Below are 14,720 nucleotides of genomic sequence, written 5' to 3' on the forward strand. Positions count from 1 at the left end.
CGTCGTACGGTGACAGTCCGCCCAGCGGATTTTGCGATAGCGCACGTTTTCCAGAGGAGAGGCTGCCATTCAGGCGGACGATCGCGTCCCGCTGTTCGGTCGGACGGGTCGCCCCAAAGGTGCACCGAGCAGGCGGTTCTCGACGGCGGGGATGGCCTGCGGCTGCCCAGCCTTGTACAGAAGGTCGACGAGTTCGGTTCCCAGCTGATGGCACTGGGGCCAGCTCATGTCCAGTCGGAACCAGTTGGCCTGGGCGTTGCGAAGCGCCAGCTGGAGCGGCTCGGAGTCCGGCTGGCACCACACCGCGCGGTTCTTAGCTGTGCTGATCCATAAATGTGTGGCATGGGCGAGGTTCCCGCTGCGCGTCTCGAGGGTGGCTTGGGCCTCCATGACGTCGCCCATGTGGATGGAGTGTGAACCGTGGTCCCGGAGGACCTGGTGTTCCCACGTGGCGGCGATTCGGCCTGCCTCCACGAGGTTCCCGTTGTGCATGGCTCGTACCAGTGCTGACCGGAGGTCAGTCTCCGGGGCCGGCGCAGCGGACCCGGGAGCCGGCCCGGCTGCCGGACGGTCGTCCGGGTCTGTGGATGTGCGAGGGGCTGTCGTGCGCCGCGGCGGGCGGGTGTCGCAAAAGATCACGGACCCCTCGTCCAGCGCCGCCTCCGCGACTGCTTCATCGTGGGCCTGGGCCACGGACTTCGCCTGTCGCGCGCTCATGAGCCGGGTGAGCGCCTTGGTGTAAGCCGGGACGGTCCACGAGCTCCGCCCCCTGGGTTGGGTGACTGAGCCCCACCGTATGACGTGAGCCGGCAGCTGTAGGTCGGTGGGCTGGAGACTGCCGCACGATGGATCGGCGATCAGGTCGACGATGACCCGTGTGGTGCCGGGTGCTCGGCGCGCGAGCTCCAGGTCGAGCCATTGCCACGGCAATGCGGTGGAGCGCATGCGCCTTTCCGTGGTTTTTGACAGGAGAAGGTGTATCTGCCGGTGCTTGCGCTCCCGCACGATCTGCCCACACAGGTAGATCAGTAGTGGCCCCGTTGTCACGGCTGCGGTGTGGATGCGTGCGAGGACCGATTGGGGTTCACCTGGGTTGATGATCTGGACAACGTCGATAGCCCCTGGGCAGTCGGGAAGCAGCGCAGCGGGCGGGACTGCCGCCATCGCCGCGACGCCCAGTTCGGAGTCGAAGTGGTGGTTCCTGAGGTTCGCAGCAGTGGCCAGGAGCAGGAGGTGGCCACGGACTTCTTCGTGCATGATCGTTACCGATGCCTCTCTCGGGCTTTCGCTCTGATGCACCGTCATGTTCGTTCGTGTGTGACGACGAGGTCGCGGATCAGAGGCCGTGGCGCATCCATTCGGTGATCAACAGGATTTCGCGCCAACTCCGTTGGGATCGTAGTACGTCTGACCGCAGCTCGGCTGTGCCTCGTCGTTGCCTCCGCGGGCAGCCGACGGGCCACTCGGGCCTGCTGAGGCATCCCCGGCCTCGTTGCGGGGCATGGGTGGTCGATGCTGTGGCGGGGATTCCCGTGCTGGTCGGTTGTCGTTTTCCGCACACGCCTGGGGATCCCTTCGTAGGGATTGGCTAATCCGATCGGCTGGCCACTGGTTCTGATTTACCGTCAATTCAGTCGAAGATTGGCCCGGTTGAAATGCGGACCCGCATCGAGGCTCCGGCCCGCTGGGTGCGGGCAGTCTGCGGCTCCAACCGCTGTCACCCCGACGTCCGGTCCGTCTTTGCCGCCCGACGAGACGAGGAAGCGCATGACCGACATCGTGGCGGACCGGCTCCACGGTCCGCCCTGCACCGGAGTTCCTCTCCAGATCTTCTTCCCCTCCCAGGAAAGCGAGAACGCCTTGCGCCCTACGCCCGACGAACGGCGTGCGCTGTCCTGTTGCGCGAGATGCCGACCGCACGTTCGGGCCGTCTGCCTGGAACGGCAGATGGCTCACGGGATCACCGGCCAGAACGGCATCGCCGGTGGGACGACCTCGGCCCAGCGCCGTGAACTGATCCGTCTGCGGACACAGGACTCGGTGCAGGTCGGGCGCCTGGTGCGGGCGATCGAGCGGCAACTGGGGTACTTGCCCGGCCTGGTCCATGGCTAGTCGGACCGCAGGTCGGCACGCCCGCTCGTCATGCCTGGCGATGGCGCTCGCTGCCGCTCTGCTGACAGCGTCCTGCACTTATTTCGGCGGTGCCTTCTCGTCGGGTGACGGGTCGGATCTCGCGACATCGCCCGGCTGGGACGAGGCTCAGTGGGGCCGCTGGGCTTCGCGCAACGGACTGGACCAGGATCTGTCCCCAGGTTCTTGGAGCCAGGAGGACATGCGGCGTGCCAGGGACTCCGGCCAGGCGGCCGGAGTGCCCGTGGGAGGGGCGAGTGATCCCGTTCCGGCGCCGGTCGAGGCCCGGACGTCGCCTCCTCGGGACGCGACGTCAGCGGTGTTCGGCAAGATCTTCATGCACGGTTCGACCGGTGAACTCGCCTGCTCCGGCACGGTGGTGAAGGATCCGACGCGGCCCGGCCGGAGCAACCTCGTGTGGACGGCGGCCCATTGTTTGCACGAGGGAAAGGGCGGGCAACTGATGACGGCTGTCGTCTTTCTTCCTGGCTTCGACGGTGATGCGACGTCGGTGGCATCGTCGCACCGTTTCGGCGTGTGGAGTGGGGTGCGCTCCATCGTGTCGCCGCAGTGGATCAATGAGGGCGGACACCTTGGCGGCCCGGTCAGTCAGTTCGACTTCGGCATCCTGCAAGTAGCCCCGAACAGCGGTGGACAGTCGCTGGAGGAGGTGGTCGGCGGAGCCGTCCCGGTCCGGTTCGGCCTTCCCCGGGAGCAGATCGGCCGGGTGACGGTCTTCGGTTACCCTGCGGCGGCGCCGTTCGACGGCAACAGGCTGACCGTCTGCGACTCCGTGCTGCCGCCGACGAGACTCTCGTTCGACGTCTCCCGGCCGAGCATGCTCGCGACCGGTTGCACTATGACGGGTGGCTCCAGCGGCGGCGGCTGGATCATCGACAACGGGAGCCCGAACCGTGGCCTCGTCAGCAACTCCTCGATCGGTCCGAACCCCGCTCAGTGGTTGGCCGGCCCGGCGCTGCAGGACGAAGCTCTCGAGCTGTTCCGGTACTTCACCCTCTCTCGTACGGCTCCGCCACTCACGGCCTCAGCATTGTCACCACAGTCACCCCATCGTCGGCCTTGAGACTGACCACGGTCTCCGGCACAACAGCGAGATCGGAAACGACATGGCACGAAGCACCACACACGACCGATCCTGTGCACTGCGCGGATCCCCCGTCTTCCGCGCTGGTTTCAGCGGAGCCTGCTATCGGGACCTCGTCCAGCTGCACTACACGGAGTTCGCGAAGCTGTGGACGAGCGTGCTCCGGGCACCGCCCCGGACAACCGAGGTGCGCCGTCTCCAACGGAGCTTCCGCTGGTGGCAGTGCCCTGTCCACGACTGTTTCCCAAGGGTCCTCACGTCTCTTGCCTCCGGTGGTGTTCGCCTGCCCCTGGCTCAGTACGGCTTCCGGGTCTCGTTCGCCCGGACTGTCCGCCCGGAGAGCTCCTCGGCGGCCTACGAGGAGCACCGTCGAGCGCTGGCGCAGTTCCGGGTCAATCTCCACGAGATCGGGGCCTGGCCCGATCCACGCATCGTGGCCCATCGCTACGCACTCGCCGTACACCCGTTCTGCTACCGCCCCCGGACGCAACCCGAGCGAGCCTACGACGGTATCGACGAGGTTCTGTCCGTCCTGTCCGCCGCCCGTGGACCGGTGCCGGCTGGCCGCGGCCCACGGGCAGAGCAGGTCAGCTCCGGGACACGCTGGAGGCATCAGCCGGGAGCTTGGCCACCGCCCCGGCATCCGATTGGATGAGGACCGGGGGCCTCGCGGGCGGTTGGGGACATCCGAACCAGCCCCACAACGTCTTTTCGCTCTGTTCCCACCGGTTCCTGTCACGCCCTCCGGGGCCACGTGAGGTGTCGATTCGCGTGGATGCACCGGACGAGACGCAGTGGGCCAGTTCACGAATCCGTCCACATGAGAACAGCGCCACTGCTGTCGATGTTGAAAGGACTTACACGCATGGCGTTTTTACGGAGAGGTTCCCGGCCTTCTTCCGGAACGCCCTTCCGAGGAACGAACCTGGTCGGCAATCTTGAAGTGTCCAGAGGGGTCGTCACCGTCGGTCTCGTCCTCGGTCTGGCCGGCACCATCGCCGCACTCGTCATCCCTGTTCAGCTCTTCGGTGAGGCTCGACGAAACGACCAATTGTCCTCGCAGGTCACAGCGATGAACGGTCAGACGACACCCGTGGGGTTCGTCGACGACGGGGAGGGTGTGCAGATCAAGGACTCCGGACCGTTGACCGCCGTGGACCGGGACTTCGTCCGCCGCGTCATGCTGGCGGGTCTGTGGGAGGTGCCCGCTGGTACGAAGGCCAAGTCCGCAGGGACCACTGATGCGGTGAAGACCGCCGGAGAGCACATGGTGGCGGGCCATCAGGCACTCAATCTTTCTGTACAGACCACCGCACAGATCCTCGGGATCGACAAGATGCCGAAGGAAGCCAATCCCGACCAGAAGAACTGGTTGGCTCAGATCATGAGTGCGCCGCCCGAAAAATTCGACCGCACCTTTGTCCAGTTGGCGCGGAGCGCTCACGGCATGATCTTCGACGTCCTGGCCTTCACGCGGACCGGCACGAAGAACAGTCGAATCCGCGCCTTGGCGGACCAGGCCGACGAGATCGTTCGTGACCACATGAAGGTGCTGGAGAACACCGGTCTCTGGAATAGCTAGAAGAGGCATCATACATGACAATGCACCCGAAGAAGAATGCACTGTTCACCCGCGGCATCAGGTCGATCGCCTCCGGGGTGGCGATGATGGTGGTCCTGGTCGCTGCGGGCTGCGCAGGTGAACACTCCGGATCGGCCCCGGTCGCGACCCGGCAGTCGCCCGGCGCCGACACCGTGCCGAAGGACGGCACCCCCGGTGGATCGACCTCGCCGGCACCGGGAGGAGCGGATTCCCTCCTGGTCAAGGAGGACCCGGTCATCGGCCGGTTCTTGACCGACGGCCTCGGCAACTCGCTGTACGTGTACGACCTTGACAGCGCCAACCCCCCCAAGTCGGCCTGCACGTCCGACTGTGCGCAGACATGGCTCCCGGCCCTTGCCAGCGCCACCATGAAGCAGCCCGCCGGAGTCACCGGCAAAGTGGGCACACTGACGCGCGATGACACCACGATCCAGTTGACCATCGCCGGACACCCGGTGTACCGATACACGAAGGACGTCATGCCCGGTGACACCAAAGGGAAGGATGCGACCGGCTGGTCCCTCGTCGGGCCGGACGGGGCGAAGGCCGCCGCGCCCACGACGGACAAGAAATCGAAGACACCCTCGTCACGCCCGACGGACAGCAGTGCGAACAAGGGTACGGAGAAGCCTGCCGGTCGCCAACGCCTCACGGTCGTTGTCCTGCCCACAGTCGGGGAGGTGCTGGCTCTCGACGGCCGTGTCCTCTACGTCAACGGCGACGGTCTCCAGGTCGGAGGTGGCAGGCACTGTCGTGACTCCTGCATGGCCGGGTGGCAGCAGGCCAGGAGTATTGAGAGCTCGTCGCTGCGTCTGGTGGTCGCCGGGACGATCGACGTGAGCTCGGTGGGCGAGATCCTCGTTGAGGACAAGACGCACCAGCTCACCATCGGCGGGCACCGGGTCTACACCTACAACGGCGACTACACTGCGGCTGACGTCAATGGCCTTGGTATGAAGGGATGTTGGTGGCCCATCTCTTCGAAGGGTCTCGTCACCGGATCGACTCCGGCCGGTAAATGAGGCGTCCCTGGATACCCAGCAGGGTTCCTGTCGCTTATCCGACGGAATTCCCTTTCCACCGTTCCCACTTGGAGGACTCTCGTGCGCAGCCGAACTGAGGCGGCAAAGGCAGATGGGCCACAGTCGTCACCTCGTCTCCAGAGGGAGTCGTTCCGACGTAGGCCGGCCGGTCGACTGGTGTCGGCGGTGGTGGTCGCAGCGGCATCGGTTGTGGCCTACCAGGTCGTCACTCGTTCCTCCACCGCAGCTCGTCAGTTCCTCGACTTCGGTGCCGGCGTCCTCGCCCTGGTCTGTCTGACCTCAGCTGTCATGTGGGGGCTTACCGCAGCCGACCGACTTCTGCTCTACTCGAACCACCGACTTGCGGCGCAGAGCGTACACCGAATCCTCGCCGTTGCCGGCCTGGTGTTCCTCTTCCTGCACATCTGGATCAAGGTGACGGAAGGGCATGCCAGTGCACTCGCGGCCGTCGTGCCGTTCGTCGACGCTGACCAGCCCGTCCTGATCGGGTTGGGTACCTTGGCCGGGCTCGGGTTCCTCGGCGTCGCGGTCACCGGGGCCCTGCGCACCAAGTTCACCTCCCGGCGCGGGGCGCTGGTTTGGCGTGGCCTCCACATGCTCTCCTACCTGGCCTGGGGCGCGTCACTTGTCCACGGCCTCAAGTCCGGCCGGGCCGGTAAGGACTGGGTCACGGTCGCCTACGCGGCGTGCCTGGTCGTCGTGGCCCTCACCCTCATCCTGAAGGTTCGGTCCGCCGACCGCCTTCCGTCGACCACATCGCCGGGTCCGGCGGCCGGCGGCCCGTCTCGAGTGCCGCCGCAGCAGTCAACTGAGCAGTCGGCGAGGCAGGAGGAAGCCTCGCCCGGTCCGGCCGACCCGAACGCAGCGTACTGGGGCACCGGGACATGAGCGGTGTCCGACCGATCGTCGGCTCCTTCGGCCCCGCCAGGCTCCTCGCCGGAACCGAGTTCGGCCGACTCGACCGCGCCCGGCACAGCGCCGTCCACGGCCGGCTGCCTGCCCTGGCGCTCGACGAGCTGATCACCCTGACTCGGCAGATCGACCTCCGTGGGCGGGGAGGGGCCGGCTTCCCGTTCGCACGCAAGGTGGAGGCGGTGCGGGAGGCCGTCCGAACCACGAGCACCGTCCCGGCAGTCGTCGTCAACGGTACGGAAGGAGAGCCGAGTTGCCTCAAGGACACCGCTCTGCTGCTCAACACCCCTCATCTCGTCCTCGACGGCGCGGAGGTCGCGGCTGTCGCTCTCCGCGCCGACAGGGTCGTCGTCGGGGTGACCCGCGATGACGTTCTGGAGTCGGTCCGGCAGGCGCTCGACGAACGTCCCCCGACCGCGGTCGAGATCACGGTCGAGCAGTTGCCGGAACGATTCGTCACGGGTGAGGGGTCAGCGCTGACGAACGGCCTCAACGGCGGTCCGGCCCTCCCGTCCGGACGCAAGGTCCGCACCAGCGATCGGGGACTGGGCGATCGGCCGACCTTGCTGTCCAATACCGAGACCTTCGCGCAACTGGCTGCCGCTGCCCGGCTGGGCAGCGAGGAGTTCGCGTCCATCGGTACCCGGGAGGAGCCCGGTACCGTCCTGCTCACCGTGGCGGGCGAGGCCGTCGTCGAATCCCCGATCGGCGTGCCACTCACCTACATCCTGCAGATGTGCGGCATGACCGTCGGCCAAGGCCTGCTCGTGGGCGGCTACCACGGCATGTGGCTCAGCCCCGACGTCAGCGCGGTTGCCCTCGTGTCACGCGAGTCCCTGCGCTCCCACGGCGCGACACTGGGGGCGGGAGCGGTCCTGCCCTTGCCGGTAGAGACCTGTCCGCTCGGCGAAACCGCCCTCGTGGCGCGGTACATGGCGGGGGAGTCGGCGCAGCAGTGCGGGCCCTGCGTGTGGGGCCTGGCCCGGCTGGCCGACGAGCTCCAGGCGTTGACCGTCGTCGGCGGTGACGCCGCTCACAAGGCCGTGTTGTCACACGTCCGAGGCGTCCTGGGCCGCGGCGCGTGCAGCCACCCTGACGGCACGTCCCGTTTCGTCGCCTCTGCGCTCAAGGCGTTCCCCGAGGACGTGAATCGGCACGTCCACGGCGGCGGCTGCGGAAGACCGGTCCTGGGCGTCCTTCCCCTGGACGGTGCCGGCGTCGACACCTCGAAGGAACGGCTCCAGGTCGACTGGACGCTGTGCCGTGCCCACGGCCTCTGCGCCGATGTCCTCCCGGATGTCATCCGGCTCGGCCCGGACGGATACCCACTGTCCGCGGACATGCCGGTCACCCGCGAACAGCACGTGAACGCGGTACGGGCGGTGCGCCGATGTCCCGCCCTGGCCCTCAAGGTCGTCGGCTAGCGGCAGCAGCCAGATCTCGGTCGGGACGGTACGTAGCCGGCCGAGGCGTCTCATACCTCTGTCCAGACAAGGAAGTAAGCGTCATGGAGGAAGTGCTCCCGCCCTCGCACAACCATGTCCGCCGCTCGCTCCAGCGCGCGGTGGAGGGCTTCTTGACGAACCTGCTGGAGATCATGGAGCATCGTAGCGGCCGCGGCGGCCCCGCCGTCCTCGGGCCCGGCTACCGGGACGCGGTCGCCAAGGCCTTCACCTCCTCATCGCTCGCCACCTGGGCGGGTTGCGATTGGGCCGGTCCAACCCCTGACGCTCCTCAGCAGCCCGGTGAGCCGGCTCTCCGACTCGCCCAGGCCGACGCCCCGGCCATCACGGACCGCAGGCAGGCATTCCGTCTCCTCTTCGACGCGCTCACCGGGCGGATCACCGTGTCGGCCGAAACCCTCCGCTCCCTGACCTCCTCGGCGGACTGGCCGGACCTTCCCCGGTGTGTTCAGTTGGTCGCCGTTGCCGACGAGGGGGGCGCGCCGCGCGTTCTGCCGCGAAGGTCGATCCTGGTGAACGCTGGACAAGGGGAGCTCAACGTCCTCGTCCCTGATCCCGAGGGCCGCCGTCCCACGACGATCCAGAAGGCCCTGGAGGGGAGGATGGCGGTGATCGGTCCCGTCGTCGACCTGGCCGAGGCAGGTACCTCACTCCGCTGGGCCCGACGACTCTTCGCGATCCGACGTGAGCAACAGCCCCTTGGGGGCAGCATCACCTACGTCGAAGACCAGGTCGCCGCACTGTTGTTGCTCCAGGACGAAGCCCTTGCCGCCTTCGCCCACGACAAGCTCCTCAAACCGATGTCGAACCTCACCTACTACCAGCGCGAGCAGCTCAGTGAGACGCTCGCCGTCTGGGTCGCCTGCGGCGGACCCACTGCGACGGCCAAGGCCCTCGGCGTTCACCCGCAGACGGTCCGCTATCGGATCCGCAAGCTGGAGAAGCTCTTCGGGAGTGCTCTGTACGATCCTCGCGTCCGGTTCGAACTGCAAGTCGCCGCCCGGATCCACCTGTTGGCCCCGGGGCTCCGACGCAGCCATCAGCCCGCTCACGATGCCCCCGGCCCGGATACCGGGCGGCCGCGTTCACCCCTCGTCCGTGAGGGGCAGTCCACCGCGTTCCCCATTCGTCCGTAGCGGCATCGACCATCACGTCCAGCTTGGAGCGAGCACCGTATGGATTCCCGAGCCGACACGGACCTCCTCGGTCGGAATCCGGCCCCGGAAGTCCTTCGCCGCCTCCCGACCGCACCTTCCTCCGACGCGGGGACCGGCGCGGGCGGAGGCCCGCGCATACCCGACGTGCTCTACTGGATCCACCGGATCGACCTCTTCCACCGCCGGTGCGCCCGCGCACGCGCTGAACACAAGGCGCCGCCCCAGGCGGCCCTCGCTGCCGACGCCTGCGCCCAAAGCACGGGGCACGCCGTCGCAGTCCTCACCCGCGCCGTACGAGAGGCTCTCGTGCGCGCCGGCAGTCAGCCGCATCCGCGGTTCCAGACCGGTGAGATCGACTGGGAGTACTGGATCCACGCCACCTGCAGCCTTCGCGCGGAATCGGCGATCTGCGCCACGCTTGCCGCCGCTGCCGGTGACGAGTACCACACGCTGGCCGAGGCAGCTCGCACCCTCTACGAGGACATGGCGAGGGTTGACGTGTTCAATTGGTGGCTGGTCACAGTGGACCCGCTCTACCGGGCCTGGCTCGACGGTCCGCTGTGCGGGGCCAGTTCGCCGCCGCAACTCCTCCGGGACCGCCAAGCCCTGTACGAGGCCTACCCGGCGCTGGCCGATGGGTGGGATCTCCAGGCTGGGCTGTCCGCCGGCGACTGCTATCCCCTGGGCAGCCTTGAACGGTACGTCCCGGATTCCCGCGGAGACTGGTGGGCCATCATCATCGCTGCCCCCGATTTCATGGACGATCCCCGGGACTGGCCGGAGCCGACCGCTGCGGTAGTGGCGAGCAGGGTGCCCACGGGGACGACCGATGCTTCGAGCTGTTACGTCCTGGCCAATGCGGTCCACGCCCGCCGGGCCTTGACCACCATCGCTCGCGGACGGGAGAACGACCGCCTGGAGGACCTTGCGACCCTGCTGTACGACAAGCCCTGAATTCGGCCTCTGTCGAGCCGCCTGGCGGGGACCCACGCCCGGAGGGCCCGGGCGAACGGCCGCATGCAGAGCATCCATGGACGTCGACAGCACTCGGGCCCTCAATGCGGCTGACCGGCAGGTGCTCTCGGAACCGGCGTATGAAGCAAGACCGCACGGGGTGCCTGCTGCGTTGCCTCTCCGAGTTGAAACCCTCGAACGGTACGTGTCAGATTTATTCACTGTTCAACAGTCACGAACCTCCGACCGCTGAAGGCGAGCCCTGGCGGACAGATCTGATGGGCAGACACATGGCAAGACACCCCCTGGTAGCGCTGAGGGCCTCGACCGGACTATCGCAGAGCGCGTATGCGCAGCTGATCGCCCGTACCGCTACGGCGCTCGGGCTCGGACAGATGGCCGCGCGCAGGGAGAAGGTGTCCCGCTGGGAATCCGGCCGGATCGTCCCGGAGTTCGGTGCCCAGCTCGCGATTGCCCGCATACACCACGTGGACCAGGACGTCGTACTGCGCTTGGGTTGGCCGCAATGGCTCCTGGCGGCCAACGGCAATCGCGAGATCCTTGAACAGCCGTGGAGTCAGCAGGGTGCCATATCCGTCGCCCGGCACACAGCGGCGACGGGAGAGCCCGGCCCAGGCCTGATCGCCACAGGACCATCCCTCATCGCCCAGATCCGCGGTGCCATCTCTGCCCTCGGAAGTGGCTCTCGCCCACTCGAGCGGGCCGGCCCTCGCATCGCCCCCGAAGTAGTCGCATGGGCCGAACACCGTATCCGAGCGCTCGAACACCTCGAGGCCGGCAGCCCCCTCACCCCAGAGCTGCTCCACTACTCCGCCCGCGCAGAGCACCAGCTGATCAGCGATCTCCTGACCCGCTGTGGATACGACCGAGCCACCGGGCCCAGGCTGCTCCGGCTCGCCGCCCGCACCGCTGCCCTGTGCACCTGGACCAGCGCAGCACTGGGAGAGGAGCTCAAGGCCGAGCGCTATGCGCTGGCAGCGATCCGCGCCGCTTCAGCCGCCGGGGCACCCCGGCTCACTGCCGCTTGCCTTGCCCTGCTCGCCAGTGGGCACATGCGCTGCGGCCATTCCCAGGAGTCGCTCTCCACGCTACAGGCGGTCGATGCGATCTTCCCCCGCCCCACCGCCCGCCTGGCCGTCATTCTCCGTTCCACCCAGGCCATCGCCTTCGCCGGGTGTGCCGAGCCCACCACCGCACTGGGATTCCTGCAAGACGCAGAACACGCCTTTCTCGCAGTCGATGCGCAGTGGGACGAAGAAGCGGACCCGTACGCCGGCAACATAGACGAGGAGTTCCTGACCCTGGCCGGCGGTGGTACCTGGCTGCGCCTGGGGAAACCGGCGCGAGCGCTTCCCTGCTTCGGCGGTTTCCTCGAACGTAGTGCACTTCCGGATCGGCCTCCGACGCCCTACGATTCCGTCCAACTGTGTGCAGTCGTGGAGATCCAGGCAGCTGCCGGACTGATCGAGGAAGCCGCGGCCACCGTCCGCAGAGCTGTCGACCGCGTGGGCGGCCTGCCTCCAGGGCTGGCCGCCCAGTTCAGACGACACCTGGCCCCCCATGCGAAGAATCCGTTTGTGGGAGAGGCGCTCGACTACTTGTCGGAATGGGCTTGAACCTTTCCGATGCGCTCCGGCCCGTGGGTCCGGTTTCGAAGCCCCTCATGGACCGGGTGGTCTGAGGACCGGTCGTGCTCAGTCCTGGTCGGCGTCGAGATGGTTCCCGATCTCGACGCCTTCGGGGGCAAGGCGGATCGTGGTCGATGTCCACGGGATGGTCGCGAACGCGGAGTCGATGGCGGAGACAGTGCCATGTGCCACTCGGTGTATCCCGTCGGGCGTTACGATCCACGATTCGTCCGGCCCGGAGTCGAAGTCGGTGATCAGCTTCCCGTCTGCGGACATCACAAGCATGGAAACGGTCTCGGCACCCAGCAGTGCGGCGATTCCGCTGGCACTGAGGTACGAGAGCAGCCCCTCCTCCCGCAGGTTCGCGGCTTTACCGGTTGCGATCTTCACGGAGTGATGCTGAACGGCCTCGACGACAGTGCGGACGGCGGCCGCCGGCCGAGCGCCCACGCTCCAGGTGCCCGACCCCAGCGCGCTCGCCACCTTGAGGAACTGCACCAGGTCGGCGAACGTGGCTATGCTCTCCGGCAGTTCCATGGCAGTCGCGACGGCCTTGATCTCGGTCACGCCGGCCGCGAGCAGCACCACATCGGTGGCCAGGTCGGCGAGCGCCCAGCCAGGACGGGGCACGGCCATCACGTAGATGTCCTGACCGACTTCATTGGTCACGTGGATCTTCTTCTCAAGCACCATGACTTGATCTCCATTCTCGTACCGGGCGTCGGTCCGCTCCACGCGTGAGTGCACGCCTGGTGGTCATGCGTTGCGAATGCCGGACCTGTCGTTCCCCAAGGCTGCCGTCGCGGTCGCACGGAAACCCAGGGTGTTGTGCAATCCTGCGTGGTAATCACGAGAACTGGTGACGATCGGCACAACGTCGTGCCGGACGTCCGGGCGATCGATTTCGTGGGCATGGCGTTTGTGGTCGAATCGGTCGGCTATCGCCCAGGTGTGGATTCTCTTCCCACCTTTCGTCGGGAGTTCGGACAGCGGGTGGGCCTGTACGGACTTTCGCGCAGTCGGTCGTGCTTGAAACCCGGATGACTCGGGGTCGCCTTGCAGCCCGTCACAGACCGCAGTTCCGCTTGCGTGAGCGGAGGACTACGCAGCTGCGCAAGCCTGTTCGAAGTGCCTCCTGTTGCCTCCTGGCGAACTTTGTGCGCCCGAACCATTGGCCCTACCTACGATTCCGTTTCGTGATCAGGCAGGCCCTCTGCCATTCCCCGAACGAAACGGTGGCTCCCCCATGACGAGGCATCCGCTGGCAGTGCTGCGCGCCGACATCGGCCTCTCCCAATCGGCCTACGCCCGGTTGGTCAGCGATACGAGAGCCGAACACGGCAACGGCCGGATGGCGGCCCGCCGGGAGAAGGTCGCACGTTGGGAGTCCGGCAAGGTCACACCCGACCTCGCCACCCAGCAAGCGATGGCGGACATCCACCGTGTCCCCGCTGCAACGGTCCTACGCCTCGGCTGGCCTCGATGGCTGCACGTGCCGGCCCGCAAAGGGCTCGCCGGCACGCGCCAGTCGCTCCAGGGCACTGCCATCGGCGGCTCTCAGCTGGCTGCACTCGTCCACCGTCTGTTGGAGCAGGCAGGACGAGCGCTTCCACCGGTCCTGCCCACCGGGTTGGCCGCACGGATCGACCGCCGGGTCGCGGCAGCGGAAGCACTGCGTCTCGACGTGAACCCAGGAGCGCTGCTCCCCGCGGTCGAAGGCGACCTCAGCCTGCTCAAGGCGACCCTGTCCCGTCTCGACCCATCGACGGCCGAGCACGCGGGCACCGCCAACGTGTTTGCCCGGGCAGCGGACCTGTGCGGCCGTCTTGCAGCCGCCACCGGCGACCACGCCACCGCCGAAACGTACCTGCGTGTAGCAGCACGTGTGACGGCTTCTGTCGGATCTCCCAACTCCCTTGCCATTCAGCTCTCCAACCTTGCCGCCTGTCACCTACGGATCGGCTCCCCTCACGACACCCGGTTCCTTCTCCAGGCCGCACGTGAGCTGGGCACAGGACCGTCATCGCGTGCGGAAGCCGTGATCGGGTTGCGTGAGGCACGCGCCCACGCTCTGCTCGGCAACCGCCCCGCCGCCCTCCGGGCTCTGGAGAAGGCGGCCACGGCAGTGCCTGCGAGTTCGACGGGCATTCAACCGGTTCCCGCCGCTGTCCGTGAGGTCGATGAGGACTGGTTGGGTGTGAGCGCAGCCTTGACCTGGCATCTGCTGGGCGAGCCCCGTGAGGCCAGGCGCGGCTTCGCGCCGATCGTGGAACGCGGAATCCCGACATCCCCCTTCCGAGCGCCGATATGGCTCCTGCAGCCCCTCGTTCAAGTACATCTGCAGGCGGGAAACCTGCAGACCGCCGTGCACCAGGTCTGTCGTGGCCGCGCGGTCTTCGGCCCTCTTTCCGAGCAGCTCGCCACCCAGCTCCGAAGCGAGTTCTGGTCCTACCGCTACGAGCCAAGTGTGCGGGCCCTATTGGCGGTGCTCCGTGACCGGTGACAGTCCGTCCGGCGCAGAGTCGGTGGGAACTGGGGTGTCATGTCGCGACGACCGCAGCCAGCCGGGCAGCGTCGAACCCGGTGCCCCGGCGGGCGCCCGGCACCCGCTCACCGTCCTGCGCCTCGGCCTTGGTCTCTCGCATTCCGACTACTCAGGACTGGTCGCCCGAACCCACCTCGAACTGGGCCACGGTCACATGGC

General features: G+C 67.3%; 12 protein-coding genes. 10 read left to right on the top strand and 2 right to left on the bottom strand.

The window, feature by feature from the left end:
* Positions 1–69: 69 nt before the first annotated feature.
* On the bottom strand, positions 70–1,305 hold the full coding sequence (locus ACFV8H_RS11170; protein WP_380398511.1) for a hypothetical protein: 1,236 nt from the start codon (positions 1,303–1,305) through the stop codon (positions 70–72).
* 462 nt (positions 1,306–1,767) lie between these two features.
* Here ACFV8H_RS11170 and ACFV8H_RS11175 point away from each other — a divergent pair, with 462 nt between their 5' ends.
* From ACFV8H_RS11175 to ACFV8H_RS11215, 9 genes are all read left to right on the top strand, one after another.
* Complete coding sequence (locus ACFV8H_RS11175) at positions 1,768–2,112, top strand: WhiB family transcriptional regulator (protein WP_380398513.1); 345 nt, start codon at positions 1,768–1,770, stop codon at positions 2,110–2,112.
* Positions 2,113–2,449: 337 nt separating this feature from the next.
* Positions 2,450–3,214, top strand: a complete 765-nt coding sequence (locus ACFV8H_RS11180) for a trypsin-like serine peptidase (RefSeq protein ID WP_380398515.1) — start codon at positions 2,450–2,452, stop codon at positions 3,212–3,214.
* A gap of 886 nt (positions 3,215–4,100) precedes the next feature.
* Complete coding sequence (locus ACFV8H_RS11185) at positions 4,101–4,817, top strand: DUF4142 domain-containing protein (RefSeq protein WP_380398517.1); 717 nt, start codon at positions 4,101–4,103, stop codon at positions 4,815–4,817.
* Positions 4,818–4,837: 20 nt separating this feature from the next.
* Positions 4,838–5,860 (top strand): hypothetical protein, encoded by a 1,023-nt coding sequence (locus ACFV8H_RS11190; protein WP_380398519.1) that lies wholly within the window; start codon positions 4,838–4,840, stop codon positions 5,858–5,860.
* Positions 5,861–6,046: 186 nt separating this feature from the next.
* Positions 6,047–6,769 carry a hypothetical protein gene (locus ACFV8H_RS11195; RefSeq protein ID WP_380398521.1) on the top strand — a complete coding sequence of 241 codons (723 nt, stop codon included), beginning with the start codon at positions 6,047–6,049 and terminating at the stop codon, positions 6,767–6,769.
* Entirely contained in the window at positions 6,766–8,217 is a 1,452-nt protein-coding gene (locus ACFV8H_RS11200; RefSeq protein ID WP_380398523.1) for an NADH-ubiquinone oxidoreductase-F iron-sulfur binding region domain-containing protein, read from the top strand. Before ACFV8H_RS11195 ends, ACFV8H_RS11200 begins: the two co-directional genes overlap by 4 nt.
* Positions 8,218–8,300: 83 nt before the next feature.
* Positions 8,301–9,392 (top strand): PucR family transcriptional regulator, encoded by a 1,092-nt coding sequence (locus tag ACFV8H_RS11205; RefSeq protein ID WP_380398525.1) that lies wholly within the window; start codon positions 8,301–8,303, stop codon positions 9,390–9,392.
* Between the two features lie 165 nt (positions 9,393–9,557).
* Positions 9,558–10,367: a hypothetical protein gene (locus ACFV8H_RS11210; RefSeq protein WP_380398527.1), complete on the top strand. Its 810-nt coding sequence runs from the start codon at positions 9,558–9,560 to the stop codon at positions 10,365–10,367.
* Positions 10,368–10,657: 290 nt separating this feature from the next.
* The gene (locus ACFV8H_RS11215; protein WP_380398529.1) at positions 10,658–12,004 is read left to right on the top strand and encodes a hypothetical protein; all 1,347 of its coding nucleotides are present in this window, start codon (positions 10,658–10,660) and stop codon (positions 12,002–12,004) included.
* Positions 12,005–12,082: 78 nt separating this feature from the next.
* Here the strand turns inward: ACFV8H_RS11215 and ACFV8H_RS11220 are convergent, their stop codons facing one another.
* Entirely contained in the window at positions 12,083–12,709 is a 627-nt protein-coding gene (locus ACFV8H_RS11220) for a hypothetical protein (RefSeq protein WP_380398530.1), read from the bottom strand.
* A 553-nt stretch (positions 12,710–13,262) separates the two neighbouring features.
* Between ACFV8H_RS11220 and ACFV8H_RS11225 the strand changes: the two genes are divergently transcribed.
* Positions 13,263–14,519: a hypothetical protein gene (locus ACFV8H_RS11225; RefSeq protein WP_380398532.1), complete on the top strand. Its 1,257-nt coding sequence runs from the start codon at positions 13,263–13,265 to the stop codon at positions 14,517–14,519.
* Positions 14,520–14,720: the final 201 nt, after the last annotated feature.

Source organism: Kitasatospora sp. NPDC059827 (assembly GCF_042731675.1).
GTDB lineage: Bacteria > Actinomycetota > Actinomycetes > Streptomycetales > Streptomycetaceae > Kitasatospora.